Source organism: Thalassolituus sp. UBA2009, assembly GCF_002335285.1.
GTDB lineage: Bacteria > Pseudomonadota > Gammaproteobacteria > Pseudomonadales > Oceanobacteraceae > Venatoribacter > Venatoribacter alkanivorans.
Map to the genome: position 1 here is coordinate 1 of NZ_DDCJ01000137.1, position 18,752 is coordinate 18,752.

16 protein-coding genes are annotated in these 18,752 nt (G+C 50.9%); 9 read left to right on the forward strand and 7 right to left on the reverse strand.

Features of this window, described 5'->3' with window-relative positions:
* Positions 1–156 (forward strand): alkaline phosphatase, encoded by a 156-nt coding sequence (locus B3P58_RS16235; protein WP_286719082.1) that lies wholly within the window; start codon positions 1–3, stop codon positions 154–156.
* Between the two features lie 66 nt (positions 157–222).
* Complete coding sequence (locus B3P58_RS16240; RefSeq protein WP_230330578.1) at positions 223–969, forward strand: hypothetical protein; 747 nt, start codon at positions 223–225, stop codon at positions 967–969.
* On the opposite strand, the gene ppnN is transcribed toward B3P58_RS16240, so the two are convergent.
* Both ppnN and B3P58_RS16250 read right to left on the reverse strand, forming a co-directional pair.
* On the reverse strand, positions 963–2,342 hold the full coding sequence (ppnN, locus tag B3P58_RS16245; RefSeq protein WP_286719053.1) for a nucleotide 5'-monophosphate nucleosidase PpnN: 1,380 nt from the start codon (positions 2,340–2,342) through the stop codon (positions 963–965). The genes B3P58_RS16240 and ppnN overlap by 7 nt on opposite strands.
* 26 nt (positions 2,343–2,368) lie before the next feature.
* Positions 2,369–2,983, reverse strand: coding sequence for an HPP family protein (locus B3P58_RS16250; protein ID WP_286719055.1), 615 nt, complete (start codon positions 2,981–2,983; stop codon positions 2,369–2,371).
* A 257-nt stretch (positions 2,984–3,240) separates the two neighbouring features.
* Here B3P58_RS16250 and B3P58_RS16255 point away from each other — a divergent pair, with 257 nt between their 5' ends.
* The gene (locus B3P58_RS16255; RefSeq protein WP_286719057.1) at positions 3,241–4,542 is read left to right on the forward strand and encodes an ammonium transporter; all 1,302 of its coding nucleotides are present in this window, start codon (positions 3,241–3,243) and stop codon (positions 4,540–4,542) included.
* Positions 4,543–4,552: 10 nt separating this feature from the next.
* Entirely contained in the window at positions 4,553–5,224 is a 672-nt protein-coding gene (locus B3P58_RS16260; RefSeq protein WP_286719059.1) for a hypothetical protein, read from the forward strand.
* Positions 5,225–5,234: 10 nt separating this feature from the next.
* On the opposite strand, the gene B3P58_RS16265 is transcribed toward B3P58_RS16260, so the two are convergent.
* Entirely contained in the window at positions 5,235–6,011 is a 777-nt protein-coding gene (locus B3P58_RS16265; RefSeq protein ID WP_145466382.1) for a hypothetical protein, read from the reverse strand.
* Positions 6,012–6,131: 120 nt separating this feature from the next.
* On the opposite strand from B3P58_RS16265, the gene purU reads away from it, so the two are divergent.
* A complete protein-coding gene (gene purU / locus B3P58_RS16270; RefSeq protein ID WP_230330582.1) occupies positions 6,132–6,983 on the forward strand; it encodes a formyltetrahydrofolate deformylase in 852 nt (283 codons plus the stop codon).
* A 230-nt stretch (positions 6,984–7,213) separates the two neighbouring features.
* Here purU and B3P58_RS16275 read toward each other — a convergent pair whose 3' ends face one another.
* A complete protein-coding gene (locus B3P58_RS16275; protein WP_286719061.1) occupies positions 7,214–8,401 on the reverse strand; it encodes a thiolase family protein in 1,188 nt (395 codons plus the stop codon).
* 302 nt (positions 8,402–8,703) lie between these two features.
* On the opposite strand from B3P58_RS16275, the gene B3P58_RS16280 reads away from it, so the two are divergent.
* From B3P58_RS16280 to B3P58_RS16290, 3 genes are read left to right on the forward strand one after another with little or no spacing between them, the layout of a single operon-like run.
* Entirely contained in the window at positions 8,704–11,775 is a 3,072-nt protein-coding gene (locus B3P58_RS16280; protein ID WP_286719063.1) for a hypothetical protein, read from the forward strand.
* Positions 11,776–11,824: 49 nt separating this feature from the next.
* On the forward strand, positions 11,825–13,726 hold the full coding sequence (locus B3P58_RS16285; RefSeq protein WP_286719064.1) for a DUF1302 domain-containing protein: 1,902 nt from the start codon (positions 11,825–11,827) through the stop codon (positions 13,724–13,726).
* 39 nt (positions 13,727–13,765) lie between these two features.
* Positions 13,766–15,127: a DUF1329 domain-containing protein gene (locus B3P58_RS16290; protein ID WP_260997271.1), complete on the forward strand. Its 1,362-nt coding sequence runs from the start codon at positions 13,766–13,768 to the stop codon at positions 15,125–15,127.
* Between the two features lie 101 nt (positions 15,128–15,228).
* Here B3P58_RS16290 and B3P58_RS16295 read toward each other — a convergent pair whose 3' ends face one another.
* The 3 genes from B3P58_RS16295 to B3P58_RS16305 form a co-directional block, all read right to left on the reverse strand.
* Entirely contained in the window at positions 15,229–15,732 is a 504-nt protein-coding gene (locus tag B3P58_RS16295) for an outer membrane beta-barrel protein (RefSeq protein WP_286719066.1), read from the reverse strand.
* 40 nt (positions 15,733–15,772) lie between these two features.
* Positions 15,773–16,759 (reverse strand): serine/threonine protein kinase, encoded by a 987-nt coding sequence (locus B3P58_RS16300; RefSeq protein WP_286719067.1) that lies wholly within the window; start codon positions 16,757–16,759, stop codon positions 15,773–15,775.
* Positions 16,760–16,825: 66 nt separating this feature from the next.
* Positions 16,826–17,404, reverse strand: coding sequence for a ComF family protein (locus B3P58_RS16305; RefSeq protein ID WP_286719069.1), 579 nt, complete (start codon positions 17,402–17,404; stop codon positions 16,826–16,828).
* Between the two features lie 241 nt (positions 17,405–17,645).
* Here B3P58_RS16305 and bioB point away from each other — a divergent pair, with 241 nt between their 5' ends.
* A complete protein-coding gene (bioB, locus tag B3P58_RS16310) occupies positions 17,646–18,704 on the forward strand; it encodes a biotin synthase BioB (protein ID WP_286719070.1) in 1,059 nt (352 codons plus the stop codon).
* Positions 18,705–18,752: the final 48 nt, after the last annotated feature.

The following is an 18,752-nucleotide window of genomic DNA, read 5'->3' on the forward strand; positions in this document are numbered from 1 at the left end:
GTGCCGCTCAGTTCAGAAACGCATTCCGGCGAAGATGTTGGTATTTATGCTACCGGCCCGGGTGCGCATCTGGTTTCTGGCACCCACGAGCAGAGCATGATATTTCATATTATGAATCACGCTGGTGGGTTGTCTGATACTGATAACGCGCAATAATCATTATCGGAGCAAACACAGGGTAGCCTGTGTTTGCCTGTTTAATAACGGGCTCCAAGGAAATTTATGAAAAAAATTGTGATTGCCTGGTTTAATCTGCTTTTGATGAGTGTCATCTCTTTCCCTTTATTGGCACAAGAAGTTTGCTCAGTTGATGCCGACACATTAGGTGCGCATTACACTCGTAAAATAATTTCTGCAGATCAAAAAAATGTTCAGGAGGTTCAGTTTGAACTATGGCGCAATGGCGGACAGGTTGCGCATGTTCACCCTCAGGACAAAATAACAGAGATATGGAATAAAACAGCATCTGGTCAGATTCGTCCAGTCCGTTATTTTGATCAGGACCTCCGGGCAATAGAATATGCCCCGGATGATATTCAGGCGAGTGCAGATATGCTGGATTGGCAGATCAAATACCAATTGGTTTCTGCGAAAGTAATAGATAAACTGAAAAAAATCGAAGAAAAAAATAATGGTTGTGCAACTGTCCATGTTTATTCTGGTCGCATTGGCACATCAGAAATAATTATTGAGTGGTTGCCATATACGAAACTGGTGAAATATTTTTCAGTTAAAAACCCATCTTCAAATGAATCATGGACACTTACAAAGCAGATAATGTCTGCAGAAAAGATTGCGGCAGTTTTCCGGTTGCGTGAAAGCTATCAAAGTACAGATTATGCCGATATTGGTGATAACGAAACAGATCCGTTTTTTCAGAAAATTATAAAGCTCGGATTTATTTCTCACGGAGCTTCCGGATTTTATGACGATATGGGGCATCCGTTAGATGGTGATCATCATCATTGATGATCACCTTTGTTGTGGCTGTCGATAACGTAGCAGGGAGTGTAGTCACCGCTTATTTTCATTCTGCCATCCTGGATCATGGCTGAAAGAAGCTCTCCCATACTGCTGATTATTTCTTTATCGCCTTTAAGTTGGTAGGGGCCGTGTTTTTTTACGCGTTCAATGCCAACTTCCTTGACGTTACCAGCAACAATGCCGGAAAAGGCCCGGCGCAGATGAGCGGCCAGCTTATGTGCTGGCAGTGATTTGCTCAGACACAAGGCACTCATGGCGTCATGAGTCGGATCGAAAGGCAGTTGAAAATCATCGTTAATGGTTAATGCCCAGTTAAAGAAATAAGCATCATTATTCGTTTTTCGGTATTGCTCCACTTCGTCAATGCCATTTTTCAGCGTCCTTGCAACGGCTTCGGCATCCTGAATAATAATCTTATAGCGCTGTTGGGCTGTTGCTCCCAACGCTGTACCAATAAAACGATCAATAGCCCGCAGATAATTTTCTGTTTCGCCTGGGCCGGTAATAATAATCGGAAACGGAATTTGTTGGTTGTCGGGGTGCGATAATACGCCCAGCAGGTACAACAGCTCTTCGGCTGTGCCGGGGCCGCCGGGAAATATAACGATGCCATGAGCAAGACGAACAAAAGCCTCAAGGCGTTTTTCAATATCCGGGAGAATGATCAGTTCATTAACTATTGGATTGGGTGCTTCGGTGGCAATAATGCCCGGTTCGGTAATGCCGATATAGCGACCATCACGGTTGTGCTGCTTGGCATGACCGATCGCACAACCCTTCATTGGCCCCTTCATTGCGCCCGGACCGCAACCGGTACCGACATCGAGACCACGCAACCCCAGCTGGTAGCCTACATCTTTAGTGTACTGATATTCATTGCGCGGGATGGAGTGTCCTCCCCAGCAGATGGCCAGATTCGGTAGTCGGTCCGGTTTAAGCACATTGGCATTACGCAGCAGGTGGAAAACGGCATTGGTAATGTCTTCACCGTTATTCAGATCAAAGCGGTGTGCTTTAAGAATCGATTCCTGCGCATAGAGTACATCGCGCAGAACGGAGAATAGTTGTTCGCGCACACCGCGGATAATTTCGCCATCAACAAAGGCACTCTGTGGCGGGTTTTTCAGGCTGAGAACAATGCCGCGGTCTTCCTGCTGGACCTGGATGTTAAAGTTTCGGAATTCTTCTTTAAGTTCCAGATAGTTGTCTGACTGACTGCCCGCGCTGAGTACGGCATAGCAGCAGCGCCGTACCAGTTCATGAATTTCGCTTCCGACTTCCCGTAATTGCTGTATTTCGTAGCGTGATAAAACGCGCAGATGGGTTTTAGGGTGAATCAGTTCATAGTGTTTTGTCATACTGTCTCCTTGCCTCCGCCTGATATCTACGCCCAGAGTTCCATCGGGCCGTAATGCCGGAGTAATTTCAGAATATCGGTGCGGGTGATGATGCCGCAAAGGATATGGTTCTCGTCGATAACGGGCAGAGCACCGATGTTGTATTCAAAAAGTATATTGCTTGTCTGGCGGATGTCGGTGTTTTTCATTACACAGATCACCGGATGAATGGCATAGTCCAGAATATTATTTTCCCAGATGTCGCCGAGACTGGTTGAGTGAGTATTCTGTTGCATCAGGGCAAGCATCAGGTCGCGGTCAGAAACAATGGCCTGCACTTTATTGTCTTTGTCTACGACTGGCAGGTGATGGTAACCAGTGTCTGCAAGTTTGTTCCAGGCATCCTGAACATTCTTATCGGGCGTGAGGGTTGCCACCGGTGTATTCATAATGTCGGCTGCAAAGGCGATGGATTCCGGTGTTTTTTGCGGATGAGCGTAATGCTCCAGAACCAGCTGAGCCTGGCGCTCGGCAGGAGACTGAGCATCCCCCGGCTTAATCTTTTGCACTGCCGATGAAGCGGCAGTCGCTTTTATCCGGTTTTTATCCGGCCGCAAAGGGGTTTCAACCCGGATGCCCATATCGAATACGATTAATGACATTACTTTTGACCGTGATCCCTGATACCTATCTGCAATATAGCAGTGCGTCTGTTGTTCTGTCAGCCTGCAGCTGGTGCGTATTCATTTTCTGTTGCACTTTCATGGTGCCGGCCAGAAGGTTTAAGCAGGCTGCTGCCCTGTTTTCTGCACCTTTTACCGCACAGTGATTGGCACAGGCTTTGCTGATCAGTGTATGTGGAAATAACGCGTAACGCTGATTGCGGATACGCTGAACCTGAGCAGCAGGCGGTAATGTTATGAAGTGGATGATGTGGGTCGTTTTAAGCAGTCTCAGTATTCCTGCTTTGGCAGGAGAGACCGCAGCGCAAGGTAGTATTGATACCCTGTGGGTCGTAATGGCGGCAGCTCTGGTTTTTTTTATGCAGGCAGGTTTTGCGCTGCTTGAAAGTGGAATGTCACGGGCTAAAAATGCCGTCAATGTGATGATGAAAAACTACATGGATGTTTGCCTTGGAAGTCTTATTTTCTGGCTGGTTGGCTATGGGTTGATGTTTGGCGAGAACTTTACCGGTTTTTTTGGTGCCAGTCATTTTGCACTATTAAATACTTCAGCGGAAAGCCAATCCTGGGATTATACCGTGTTGTTATTCCAGATTATGTTTGCCGCAACTGCAGTTACTATCTGTAGCGGGGCTATGGCAGAGCGGACAAAATACGATGCCTATCTGATCGCAACCTGTGTAATTACTGCATTTATTTATCCGGTATTTGGCAGCTGGGTATGGGGTGGCATGTACGGTGGTTCAGGCTGGCTGGCTGAGCTGGGTTTTATTGATTTTGCCGGATCGACCGTTGTTCATTCCGTGGGGGCCTGGTGCGCATTGGCAGGCATTATCGTGCTGGGAGCACGTACCGGACGTTTTGATCGCACCACCGGTGCTGCGCGGAGTATTCCGGGCCATAATCTTTCGCTGGTTGCTTTGGGTGGTTTTATTCTGTGGCTGGGTTGGTTCGGCTTTAATGGTGGCAGTACGCTGGCAGCCAGTCCGGAAATCGGCCTGATTGTATTGAATACTCAGTTGGCCGCGGCGGCCGGTGCAACGGGAGCCTTGCTGTTCAGCCGTATAACCAGACGTCCGGTGCTTTTAACTTCAACCATTAATGGCAGCATTGCCGGTCTGGTTGGTATTACGGCAGGCTGTGCATCAATGACACCTGAGTTTGCTGCACTTACTGGTCTTATTGCCGGAGCAATCTCTGTCTATGGTGCCGGCTGGCTTGAACGGCGGGGACTGGATGATGTGGTCGGGGCCATACCGGTTCATGGTTTTGCCGGTGCCTGGGGAACCCTGGCTGCAGGACTTTTCCTGAAAGATAATATGTTTGATTTATCGCAGATTGCCGTTCAGCTGGTTGGTATTTTCTCGGCCTTTTTCTGGGCGTTTCCACTATCGCTTATTCTGTTTTTCCTGATTGATCGTGTGATCGGGTTGCGCGCCAGTACTCAGCATGAACAACAGGGGCTTGATTTTACCGAGCATGATGAAGTGGGTTATCCGGAGTTTCATCAGAACGTTACTTATCATCGTGAATTATGAGTAGCTGCGCATGACTATGACGATTGAACAGAAAAGACGGGCTGTATTTACTGTGCTTAATGCCACTCTGGAAGGCGATGGTTTATGGCGGGCAATGTGGCGCTGGCAAAATAATTATGCCCAAAAATCTCAGTTTGAATTAAACGGATTTTTATCCGACTGCCGCGATATACCTGAGGTGGCTGAAAACCGGGCAAACTTATACCGGCAGCTGATCGGGGTTCTGATGGATGGTAGTGCCCAGCTACAGCCTGATCCTATGGAAGACATGCTGAAATTTCAGTCAGATCAGGCGCAGAGTAACACTCTGGATAGAATGGAATTGTTTCAGCAGCAGGACTGGACGCAAGTCTACGATGTCGTACTGACAACCTTGTTCGGACAACTGCGTTCGGATACTGCGCGGGTTGTTAAGCGTTATGCGATGGAACAGTCTCTGCGGCATAGCATTTCGCAGGATCTGGCTTATGCCTTTAATTTGTGGGGGGATGAACGGCATCCGCTGAATCTCAGCGCAGTGGGCCTGACTGACTTAAAACGTCTGCTGAATTTTATTTATATTGGTGTTTGTGAATGTCTGGGACCGGTCGACGCCGACCGGATTCTGAGTCAGAGTATTCGTTCAGCGGCGGAGAGTAACTCTGATCCGGCAACCGATCCGCGCCAGCTTCTGGAAAAATAATGCAATCTGATCAGCTGGCGGCAATGCGGCTCAGCTGGTCAACCATGGTGCTGGTGTAACGCATTACCAGAAAGGGGACCAGTTTGGCTTCGACATTTGTGGCGGATTTTTCTATAAACAACCATTGGCTGCGTATGCGCTGCAGTGAGGCGAGGGCTGAGGCATTCAGATCGGCACTGTTCAGACTGTTAAGCCCGGCGGAGAATTCCTGGCAGAGCTGGTTGATATCCTGACCATTGCTGAGGGGGGCACCCATTGAGGATGCGGCACGTTCCAGATAGCGTTCCGTAATACCCAGCAGCAGCCGCTTCTGGCTGCGGGTCCAGTCTTCTATAGCGGAAACGGAGAACTCGCCATTCTGGCGTAATTCATCGCCGATTTTTTCCAGCTCGCTGATCATGGCACTGGATGCATCACGCATCATGGCCACGACCTGAAGTTCAGGAAAGTCATTCACTTCAATTTCATGAATATTCTGCTGCATCAGTGAGCGGAACTTTTGCCAGTGGCTGTCGACGCTCTGCTGAGGGTTGCTGTCATTATTGAGCTTGAGGTTGCGCAACTCATTACTGACGTTCTGCTGTTGCTCGCCGACGACAAGCAGATAACGGTTCAGCTCGTTCAGAAGTTGCTGATTACCTTCATCGGCCTGCAGGTGGTAGTAACGCAGCAGCAGTGTCTTGACGCCGACACTGAGGTCGAAAACATTCTGTTCCAGAGAATTGCTGCTCGCCTGGGCTGAAAAGCCGACAAACAGGGTGAGAATCAGGGATCTAAGGAGTAACATAGGCGTCTCTCCGATACTTATTATTGTTTTTTAGTTGGCTTCAGTTGATCACTTCCCCCGCGCAGGTGCAATAGCCTTTCGGGCCAGAGTAGCAGCTGTATGAGCCAGTAGTGGATTTCTATGGAACGAGTATACCGATTAACGATTTCCTGTCCGGACCGGGTGGGCATTGTAGCGAAAGTTGGCCAGTTCTTTTCCGGACACGGTGGCTGGATTGTTGAGGCAAACCATTATTCTGACCCGGTTACCGGGCGCTTTTTTATGCGTCACTGCATCCGTGCTGATTCACTGCCCTTTGATCTGGCAACGCTGAAAGCAGAGTTTGCGCCGATTGCCGAAGAGTTCGATATGGACTGGCAGGTGAACGACTCGGGCGTGCCGAAGAAAGTGATTCTGATGGCGAGCAAAGAAAGCCACTGTCTGGTGGATCTGCTGCATCGCTGGCACAGCAAAGAACTGATCTGTGATATCCCTTGCGTTATTTCCAACCACGACACTCTGCGCTCGCTGGTTGAGTGGCACGGGATTCCGTTCTTCCATGTGCCGGTTGATCCGGCGAATAAGGCTGAGCACTTTGCCCGCGTTAACGCCATCGTCGAAGAACACAAAGCCGATACCATTGTGCTTGCGCGCTATATGCAGATTATTCCGCCGGAACTCTGTGAGCGTTACCACGGCCAGGTAATCAATATTCACCACAGCTTCCTGCCGTCTTTTGTTGGCGCCAAGCCTTACCATCAGGCAGCAGAGCGTGGCGTTAAGCTGATTGGCGCGACCTGCCACTATGTAACCTCAGAGCTGGATGCCGGCCCGATTATCGATCAGGACGTAATCCGCATCAGCCATAACGATACCGTGGAAGATATGGTGCGTCTGGGTAAGGACGTAGAGAAGATGGTGCTGGCGCGCGGTGTGCGCAGCCATCTGGAAGACCGGGTGCTTCTACACGGCAATAAAACCATTGTTTTTTAAGCAGGACGCTTAACAGGAGGCGGAAGAGGTTGGTAGGAGCGGCATTTTTGCCGCGATGGAACTTCAGTGGCTGGAATTTTTCAGCATGATATAAGCGGGCCTTGCGGCCCGAATCGGGACAAAAATGTCCCTCCTGCAACTCCGCTGAATTACCGGCTCAAAAAAAGGGAGATACCTCGCGGTATCTCCCTTTTTTATTGCGTCAGGCGCAAGCCATAACGCTATGGTGATTACACCAGTTCGATAGCAACCGCTGTCGCTTCACCACCACCGATACACAGTGCGGCAACACCTTTTTTGCCGCCGGTGTTTTTCAGCGCGTTCATCAGAGTAACGATCAGACGTGAACCGGTAGAACCAACCGGGTGGCCCTGAGCACAGGCGCCGCCGTAGATGTTCACTTTGTTGATATCCAGCTTCAGTTCATCGATTGGCATCATGGCAACCATGGCGAAAGCTTCGTTGATCTCAAACAGATCCACGTCGTCTTTATTCCAGCCGGCTTTGGCCAGAACTTTCTCAATCGCACCAACCGGAGCGATGGTGAACTCAGATGGATGCTGAGACTGGGTGCTGTGTGCAACGATGCGCGCCAGCGGAGTTACGCCTTTGGTTGCGGCTGCAGATTCGCTCATCAGCACCAGAGCAGAGGCACCGTCTGAAATGGAAGAGGCGTTAGCGGCGGTGATGGTACCGTCTTTGGCGAAAGCCGGACGCAGGGTAGGGATCTTCTCGATGTTGGCATTGAATGGCTGCTCGTCCTGCTCAACAACGGTTTCACCTTTACGACTGGTAACGGTAACAGGCACGATTTCAGCGCTGTTCAGGCCTTTTTCAATCGCGTCTTTGGCACGGGTCAGAGACATAATGGCGTACTCATCCATCTGCTCACGGGTATAGCCTTTCTGGTTGGCGACATCCTGTGCAAAAGAACCCATCAGGCGGCCTGTTTCGGCATCCTGCAGACCATCCAGGAACATGTGATCCTGTGGTGCGCTGCCTGCACCCATGCGGAACCCGGTGCGCACGCCTTCCAGAACGTAAGGTGCGTTAGACATGGATTCCATGCCACCGGCAACGGCAATCTCCACAGAACCTGCTTTGATGGCATCGTGCGCCATCATGGTGGCTTTCATGCCGGAACCACACAATTTATTAATGGTGGTAGCACCGGTTGCATCAGCCAGACCAGCCTTACGCATCGCCTGGCGGGCCGGACCCTGTTTCAGGCCGGCTGGCAGCACGTTACCCATGATGACTTCCTGCACGGCGGCGGCATCGATACCAGCACGCTTCACGGCTTCAGCGATGGCCAGTGCGCCCAGATCGGTTGCGCTGACGCTGGCCAGGCTGCCCTGGAATCCCCCCATCGGGGTGCGGGCGCCGGCGACGATAACCACGGAATCTTGATTTGACATGTGCTGCTCCTGAGTCAGATATCTTGAAATCGGCCGCCATTCTAGAGGAATAGGGCGCTTTTTAACAATTGCCAGGCGATTGGTGAGCTGCTCGCGACAAAGTCGCAGCAACCACATGCCTGCTACGAAGGTAGTGTTACGTACAGATACAAAATGAGAGGGGGATTAGCAAGGAATCATACTTTTGAGTGATGAGGGTGCGTGACGGCCAGATTATAGTCATGGGCATCTCTTTGGGGGTATGGATACACGCACGCCCCAAAAGTGCACCAATAACCATAAAAACACAGACAGGTAGCAATATGGTGAAGAAGACCCTTCTCAGTCTGGCCATCGCAGCCACGACCGCAGGCCTCGCCGGCTGTAATATCAGTAGCGTTGAAAAACACAATAACGAAGTCGATTCCACACCGGTTGATGCCGGTAAGCCTGGGGTTGCCCCGGCGCGAGTGGCGCCTATTTTCTCTGCGGGTAATAAAAACCTGCCGCTTTTTAATGATTTATTGTTTGCTGATGCCTCTGTGACAGATGGTACTGCCAGCGCGGACGATACTCAGGCCCCGGTTACTACTGCACTTAACTCTATTGATGGTGCTCCGGTTTCAACCCCGATTGACATTGAATTTAATGCCCCTGTTGATGCGGATAGTCTGAGCAAGCCTTTTACTGCTGTTCTGATCAAACTGCGTAACTCCTCGAATGATCCTGCAATTGATGCGCTGGATATCGAGAGCATTGCCGCAAACTCTCCGCTGGTCGGTGATCAGCCGAATGTGCTTGATGATGTCGATCAGCCAGTATTCGGCGTCGACTATACCGTTTCCTTCCTTGGTCTTGATGATGGTAATACGCCGACTCTGCGTATTAATTTACTTAAACCACTCGAAGAGCGGACGAAGTACATTGTAGCGCTGACATCTCATATTAAAGCCGGTGGCGAGGCCATTGGTGCTTCTGCAGAATATGCGTTACTCGCCGGGGATCTGGAGCTGCCTTCATCGGCATTAGCACCGGTTCGCAAAGCGGTGCAGGCCTGGGAAGGTGTGGCTAAGGCTTATCTTGCAGGTGCCGCGGCAAAACTTCAGCAGGATGCAGCAACTGCCGCCGAAAACGATATGCCTGAAGCCGCTGCACAGGCAACCGCTGCAGCCCAGCTGGCCAGCAGTGCTGACGTTGTGCTGAGCTATGCCTTCACTACCGGTGGTACCACATCCACGCTGAAAATGATTGCAGCGCCTGAAATGTATGTGCGTGCGCTGGCGGCCAAACCGGATACCGCCAAGAAGCTTTATCAGGCTGTTCTGCTGCAGCAGAATGCAGGTGATGAGGCGGCTACAGCGGCTGCTTATGTTGCTACCGCTATCGTACCTGCTGCAACTACAGAATCTATTGCACTGGATAATCCTCCAACGGAAGCCCAGATTGCTGAAGTAGAAGCAACTGCAACTTTTAAAGCCAATATCGTAGCCACTGCCAGCTCAGCTCCTGTTGTTGGTGGGGTAACGGCGAGCCTTTATACACCTGAAGCTCAGGCTTATGAGGCTATTCCTGGCGTTGCTTTAACACCAGCGCAAGTTTTTGCTGGTACCCCTCTGGCTGCTGACTCAGTTACTCAATACGTTCAGGGTTCATTAACCTTGCCTGTTGGTCTGAGTGCACCGGTTAAAACCAATGCTCAGGCTCTGGCCTCTAGCGATCCTGTATTGCAGGCCAATGCTGTGAAGCTGAGCATGGCGTCTGATGCACCCTGGTCTGCAGATCCTGCGCTGAATCCACCTTCCGATAATAAGGTATTTAATCCTGCTACCGGTACGTTAACAGCAACAGGTGTGACTGCCGTTAAAGATGAAGAAGGAAATGTGACAGGTTACACGGGTGGCATGACCAACGTTACCTATCGTTATCCTCTGGTGAATCTGGATAAAACAGAAAATGTACCAGTGTTGGTGACTTTGCCGGGTGATTATTCTGGATTAGGTGAAGCTGACTGTACTGCGCTGCAGGCAGGTGCTGGCTATCCTGTAATTGTTTACCTGCATGGTATTACGTCGGATCGTACGTCCAGCTTGGGAATGGCGCAGGCTGCTGCATTTAAAGGTTGCTACGCTACTGTGGCCATGGATATGCCGCTACACGGTGTTGCACCGCTGGCATCAGATCGTGATGGTAAGTCAATATTGAACTCGTCAATGGTGTTCAACGTTGAGCAAACCAATGCCGACCCAGCTAAAGCGCCTTTTGCCAATACGGCTGATGCATTGAATATTGAAGTGGCTGAGCGTCACTACAATATTGCCTCTGCCAGCAATGCCCGCGTTGATATGGTGTTTGGTGATACGGTTGAAACCTCTCTTGGTAAATCCGGTGAGCATTTCATTAACCTTGCGAACATGAATCGTCTGCGTGACAACCTGCGTCAGGCAGTTGTTGATAATGTACACCTGCTGGCATCGCTGGATAATATTGCAGCAGCTCATGGTGTAACTTTTGATACTGATAAAGTTTATGTAGCTGGTTTATCTCTTGGCGCGATTGTTGGTACTACGCTGACAACGGTTGTTAATGATCCGAAAGTACAGAATCTGAATGCTGCTTTGCCTGAAATTAAAGGTACGTTACTGGCAAGCCCTGGTGCTTCTTTGCCGAAAATGCTGGAAAACTCGCCTGCCTTTGCTCCTACCGTTTTGTCTGGTCTGAATCTGGCGCAAGACAGTTCATCCTTGCAAAAGTACGAAGGTATGCTGCAGGCAGCACTGAATAGTGTAGACCCTATTGGCTTTGCCGCTGAGTTGGGCGCGCAGACTACGCCGGTACTGATGTACAACGTTGTTGGTGGTGGTGACTGTCCGAATTTCATACCTTTCGATCAGAATGGTGCGCCGACTGCAAATGCGTCTGAAATGGTGGGTGCAGATTGTTCTGATGGTCCTACTCAGCGTCTGCCAAGCAAAATTGCTCTGGCATTCCAGGGTAAGTATCCGTCAGACCATGTTGTTCCTAACTTCGACTACTTTGGCGATGCAGACAGCAACCCGTTCTCTTCGATTATGTCAGGCTTGACCTTCGAACTTGGCGATATGGGCTCCAAAGTGACCACTCCGATAGAAGCAATGCCATCATCTGCTTCTGCTCTGGTCGGTACTAATCCGCTTGCTGAGCTGGCTGGTTTGAAGGAACTGGATGAAACACTGGATATGACTAATTCTGGTGGTCAGGCAGTAATTCCTTTCGACAAGGCGACTCACGTCACTTTTGCTGCAGCGGATGATACTAACACCTTTACCACCATGATCACCCAGATGCTGACTTTCTTCGGCTCTAATGGTGCAGCATTGAATCCGGCCGTCAATGCCGGTGTGAAACCAGCGGAATAACAGGGCGGAGTAAATAACTATGAAAATAACAAACAAAGGTTTGCGCTCAATGAAAAAATTACCTTTGGCTCTGGCGGTGTCGGCATTAGCCGCCACCACTTCCCATGCCGTTGAATTTAACTTCGGGGATTTAGGTGTTCAGGTTGATAACACCGTAAGTTACGGTGTTGCATGGCGTACCTCGGATCGTGACGCCGATCAGATCATGCCTGCAAACGGTCCTGCTGCAGGCATGACCGCTGGTACCGGTTCGTCATACAACTACGACGACGGTACCCTGAACTACAGCAAGGGTGATATTTACACCAACGCTGTTAAGTGGAGTGGCGACCTGGAAATTAACTACCACAACTTTGGTGGTTTCTTCCGTGCCCGTGCTTACTACGATACAGCGCTGATGGATGAAGAAACTGATTTCAAACCATTGAACGACGCCACCAAGGATGCTGCCGGTAAAGGCGCAGAATTGCTGGACGCCTACGTTTGGGCCGATATGGAGCTGGGTTCAACACCGGTTAACCTGCGCGTCGGTCGCCAGGTAATCAGCTGGGGTGAAAGTACCTTTATCCAGGGGGGGATTAACAGTATCAACCCGGTGGATGCCTCTGCTTTCCGTAAGCCTGGTGCAGAAGTAAAAGAAGGTCTGCTGCCGGTTAATATGGTGTACACCTCCATTGGTCTGAGCGCGGATGTTACGCTGGAAGCCTTCTATCAGCTGGAATGGGAAAAAACCCGTACAGACCCATGTGGTACGTTCTTCTCCACCGTAGACTTTGTTGCGGATGGCTGTGGCCCGGTAATTCTGGGCGGAGACGCTGATGAGCGTGACATTCTGGAATTCCGTCAGTCTGAAATTGACGCGGGTGTTCCTCTGGCCGATCGTGTAGCTCCGGTTACAGAACGTCTTGCTGATGATCAGCCTAAAGATTCTGGTCAGTATGGTTTGGCGTTGCGGTGGTATTCGGAAGCTTTGGGTGATACCGAATTCGGTTTCTACCACATGAACATTCACAGCCGTGTTCCTTACATTAATGGAGCGGTGACCAACCAGGATCGCTCCGGAGTTCTGACTGGTACACCGAACATGCAGGTGAATCCGAACGCGACATACGATACTTATCGTCCGCTGTATCAGATTGCTTACCCTGAAGATATCCAGATTTCTGGTATCAGTTTTGCGACCAGTACCGAAGGTGGTGCGTCTATCTCTGGTGAGATCAGCTATAAGCCTGATATGCCACTGCAATGGAACGCATTTGAGCTGATTCTGGCGGGTAATGGCGCGCCATACAGTCGTCTGTATCAGCAACGTGCAGAAGAAGCGGGTAATGCCTCTGCTTTGTACGGCGAAATCGCAGAAGGCTACGATACTTTCGATATGTGGCAGGCCCAGATGACCTTTATCAAGTTCTTTGATAATGTCATGGGCGCAGATCGTCTGGCACTGGTTTCTGAAATCGGTATGACTTACGTAGATGGCTTACCGAATACTGATAAAGCCCGCTACGGCCGTTCCGGTGCTTATGGTATCGGTAATAACGATGGCGTATGGAATGCGAACGCTCTCACTTCTGCCACCAACTTCTGTACGGCAGACACCTTCAATGGCAGCCCTAACAGTGCCAAGAACGTTTCGACCAAAAACTGTACCGATGATGGCTACGTAACCGAGCTCTCTGGTGGTATCCGTCTGCGTGCAGCCATGGACTTTAACAACGCCTTTGCAGGTGTGAACGTAACGCCAACGCTGTCTGTTGCTTATGACAAAGGTAATGGTCCTGAGCCAGGTGCTCAGTTCCTGGATGATCGCCTGACTACTGGTCTGGGTGTGTCTTTTGTTTATCTGAACAGAACATCCGTTGATGTGTCGTACACCAATTTCTCTGGTGGTGACTACAATCAGATGGTTGATCGTGACAACGTCAGTCTGTCTGCAAAATATTCATTCTAATTTACTGGCTCAGACAAGAATTACAGAGGTCTATGAACCATGTTGAAAAAACACTATAAAACCTGGGGCGGCGCCATTGCGCTGTCACTGATGGTAAGCGCAGCGAATGCGGCTGTATCTCCGGCTGAAGCTGCAAAACTGGGCAAAGAACTGACACCAATGGGTGCAGAGATGGCTGGCAAGGGAGAGATCCCTGCCTGGACCGGCGGTCTGACTACTCCTCCGGCAGGTTATGTTGCTGGTGGTAAGCCGGTAGATCCTTATGCTGCTGATAAGGTGAAGTTTGTTATCACTGCTGCTAACTACAAACAGTACGCTGCTAACCTGACCGAAGGTCAGAAAGCGATGTTTGAAAAGTATCCTGATACTTACAGAATGCCGGTTTACCAGACCCGTCGTTCATCTGCCTACCCTCAGGCGATTTACGACAAGACCAAAGAAAATGCTACCAAAACCAAGCTGCTGGAAGGTGGTAACGGTCTGGAAAACTACGTAGAAGGTGCGCCTTTCCCAGTGCCGCAAAATGGTATGGAAGCAATCTGGAACCATATCGTGCGTTACCGTGGTGGTAGTGTGCGTCGTGTGGTTGGTCAGGTAACTCCACAGGTAAACGGTGACTTTACTCTGGTACGTTTCCAGGATGAGTTCACCTTCCGTGACAAGCTGAAAGACTACGATCCTGATGCAGATAAGAACGTACTGTTCTACTTCAAACAGGACGTACTGTCTCCGGCACGTCTGGCTGGTAACGTTCTGCTGGTTCACGAAACTCTGGATCAGGTAAAAGAACCACGTAAAGCCTGGGTATATAACGCTGGTCAGCGTCGTGTACGTCGTGCTCCACAGGTTGCATACGATGGTCCGGGTACTGCAGCGGATGGTCTGCGTACCTCTGATAACTTCGATATGTTCAACGGTGCTCCGGATCGTTACGACTGGAAACTGGAAGGCAAGCAGGAAGTTTATATTCCATATAACTCTTACAAGCTGAAAAGTGCTGATATCAAATACACCGATATCGTTAAGCCGGGCCATATCAACCAGGATCTGGCACGCTATGAACTGCACCGCGTGTGGAAGGTAACCGCAACCCTGAAAGAAGGTAAGCGTCATATCTACGGCAAACGTGTGTTCTACATCGATGAGGATACCTGGCAGGCAACTGAGATCGATCACTACGACGGTCGTGGTGAACTGTGGCGTGTTGCTGAAGCACATAACCTGATGTACTACGATACACTGGTACCTTGGTATGCCATCGAAACTCTGTACGATCTGAACTCTGGCCGTTACCTGGCTCTGGGTCTGGATAACGAAGAGCAGGGCTCTTACGAGTTCGGCTTCGAGCGCAGCCAGCAGGATTACACTCCGGCCGCTCTGCGTCGCGAAGGTAAGCGTTAATCCGGGTAACAGCGGATAAATAAAAAAGGGGCTTCGGCCCCTTTTTTATTTTCTTTTTTGAATGCCGCCGGCAACTGCAGCGGCAATATTTCAGCGGAATATCAGAAGTTCAGTACAAAGCTGGCCTGATACACCGACGAAGCGTCTTTATTAATATACTCGCCACGGATATCCAGTTTCGGTGTCAGATGAAAGCCAGCACCGGCACCGAGCAGGATGCCATCATCATCACCGAGGTCCAGACCCAGACGGGCAAGCGCGAACAGGTTCGGATTAATTTCCGGCAGCTGCTTCTCGACAACCCCCGCAACCCATAAACCCGAGATCTCACTGTGCGGGCCTTTGAAAAAATCATCGGTCTGGCTGTAGCCGATTTCGACGGTTGTTTTTACCTGGTCGATGTCATTATCAAGTTCGTAGCCAGCAAAAATACTCACCCCCATTGCATCAACATTGCCACCGCCAAAAGGGCTGTCGACAACGTTATGTGACAGGCTGCCACCCAGTTGCAGGCGCTCGATCTGAAAACCCGGTGCAGTATTTTCGGCCAATACCGCAGTAGGCAGTGCGCAGAAGGCGAGTACTAAAGGCAGATTTTTTTTCATTATCATCATCCTGTTGGTTATGGATTTTTGAGTGTCAGGTTCAGAAGTGGGGCAGCACCAGCGGACCTTCCTGTAAGGCCGCCAGTTGTTCGCGCAGCAGAATAATATGCTCTGACCAGAAGCGGTGGCTGTCGAGCCATGGAAACGCTGCAGGAAACGCCGGGTCATCCCAGCGAGAACACAGCCAGGCGGCATATTTCATGACCCGCAGGCTGCGCAGCACTTCCATCAGTGCAAGTTCATGTTGCGGAAAAGGCCGGAACATCTCGTAGCCTTCCTTAATGACCAGTAACTGCTGACGTTGTTCCTGTTCGGAGCCGCTGAGCAGCATCCAGATATCCTGCATCGCCGGGCCCTGCACACAATCATCAAAGTCGACCATGTACAGTGTTTCATCGCGCAGCAGCAGATTACCGGGATGCAGATCGCCGTGCAGGCGCAGCGTCTGAATTTCATCCGGACGGTATAGCTTTCCTGCCCAATCGGTCAGCGCCGTAGCCAGGCTTTCATAGCTGGCGTGGTAATCGACCGGCATCAGACCGGAGCGCAGAACCTGCTCACAGGCCAAAGCCATGTCCGCAGCTCCCTGGATTTGTGGCCGGTGTTTGAACGCTGAATTAGCTCCGACCTGATGCAGACGCCCCAGCCAGCGGCCCAGAAGTTCCAGATCGTCGTCGCTGCTCAGCTCCGGCGCCTGACCGCCACGCCGGGGAAACAGGGCAAAGAAAAACGGATCGCTGAAAAACAGCGTCTGGCCATTAACGGCGATGGGAGCAACAACCGGCAGGTCTTCGGCCTGCAGTTCAAGCAGAAAGTCGTGTTCTTCCTGAATAGCTTCGCGACTCCAGCGCCCGGGGCGGTAGAACTTAGCAATCAGAGGTTGCTGATCTTCGATGCCAACCTGATAGACGCGATTTTCATAGCTGTTGAGCGGGAAGATCCGTGCGTCGCAGATAAATCCCTGCGCCTCGATCGCATCCATCACGCATTCCGGGGTCAGCTGGGTATATGGGTGTGTGGATATCATGGCCGCTCTCCTTAAAGAGGCGGCATTATGCCCGTATCCTGATGACCAACCAATGGCAGTAGCTAATCAGGGAGAGCTGTCTGGAGTTTGGGTGTTGTGCCACTGCGGTGGCGGTGTGCGAGCCAGGGCCCATATGCCAACGATGTCAGCACCTTGCCGCTTCAGTGCTTTGGCTGCTGCACTGGCGGTAGCGCCGGTTGTTATCACATCCTCAATAATCAGGATGTGCATGCCACGCAGATTCTGTTTGCCGGGTTGCAGGGAATCGCGCAGGTTTTTCTGGCGCTGTTGAGCGCTCAGGCCGCGCTGATCATGGCCCGGTGCTTTAAGTAATGCATTACGGATAAGTGGAATACCCAGTTGTTTTGCCAGGCGGCGTGCCATGATTTCCGTGATGTTAAAGCCCCGGCGAAACAGCTTCCGCCGGCTGCTGGGAATAAAGGTTATGGCATCAGCCTGCTGCACTGTGTCGGGTGGCTGAGTCAGCATCAGGCCGCTCAGGCGTGGCAGCCATATGACCTGTTGCTGATCTTTGCAGCGTTTTATCCACAGGCTGACAGGTGACTGATACAGAAAGCTGCAATAGCTGTAATCAAAGGCCGGCGGTTGCTGCTGGCAGCGCCCGCAGCGTCCCGGGCTGGTCATCGGTTCTGAGCATTGTGAGCAGGCAAATACAGTCCGTGGCAGTTCCTGCAGACAGCGTTCACAAAGGAAAAACAGTCCACCTGTGTTCTGCAGGCAGAGCTCACACTCCCCCTGGGGGGTTAACGTTCGTATTGATTTTGACCAGTAGTTCACTGTTTTTTTAGCAATGGTTGACCACATGGCGCCGCCTTCTATGATCGCATCGGTTGCATTGATGTTATCAGTATCCGGGAATACCACTATGAGTCTGTCGGCTGAAAAAGCTCAGGATATCCGTCACAACTGGACGGTAGATGAAGCTCAGGCAGTGCTGAGCTTACCTTTTAATGACCTTCTGTTTCGTGCACAGACCATGCACCGGCGCTATTTCAACCCCAATGAAGTTCAGGTCAGCACTTTGCTGTCGATCAAAACCGGCGCCTGCCCGGAAGATTGTGCCTATTGTCCGCAAAGTGCGCGCTACGATACCGGCCTTGAAAAAGAGAAACTGCTGGAAGTTCAGGCGGTTATTGAAAAAGCAAAAGCGGCAAAGGCAGCCGGCTCCGACCGCTTTTGTATGGGAGCTGCCTGGCGTTCGCCGCGCAAGAAGGATATGCCCTATGTGTTGGCGATGGTTAAGGGGGTCAAAGAACTTGGGTTGGAAACCTGCATGACGCTGGGCATGCTGGACGAAGAACAATCACAGCAACTGGCGGCTGCAGGGCTGGATTATTACAACCATAACCTGGATACCTCGCCGGAGTACTATGGCGAAATTATCACTACCCGTACCTACAGCGATCGTCTCGGTACACTCGCGAACGTGCGTAATGCCGGAATGAAAGTCTGCTCCGGCGGAATTTTGGGGATGGGGGAGAGTACTCAGGATCGTGCCGGATTGCTGGTGCAGTTAGCAAATCTGCCAACGCAGCCGGATTCTGTGCCCATCAACCAGCTGGTGAAAGTCGCCGGTACTCCGCTTGAAAGTGAGCAGGATCTCGATCCGCTGGACTTTGTCCGGGTTATCGCCGCAGCACGGATCATGATGCCGGCGTCACACGTCCGTCTCAGTGCGGGCCGCGAACAGATGAGTGAAGAGATGCAGACAATGTGCTTCTTCGCCGGCGCCAATTCAATCTTCTACGGTGAGTGTCTGCTTACTACGCCAAATCCGGCGGCAAATAAAGATCAGGCGTTATTCCGTAAGCTGGGCATTAACAGCGAACATCGGGTAACTCGTGAGCCGGAGTCTCTTGAAACCTTATTGGCGGTACCTGAAAATGATGAACGATCGTTATTTTATAATGCCGTTCAGGTCTGAATATAACGAATCCGTCTAATGGTCTGGTGCCATCGTGCTGGTAAAAAG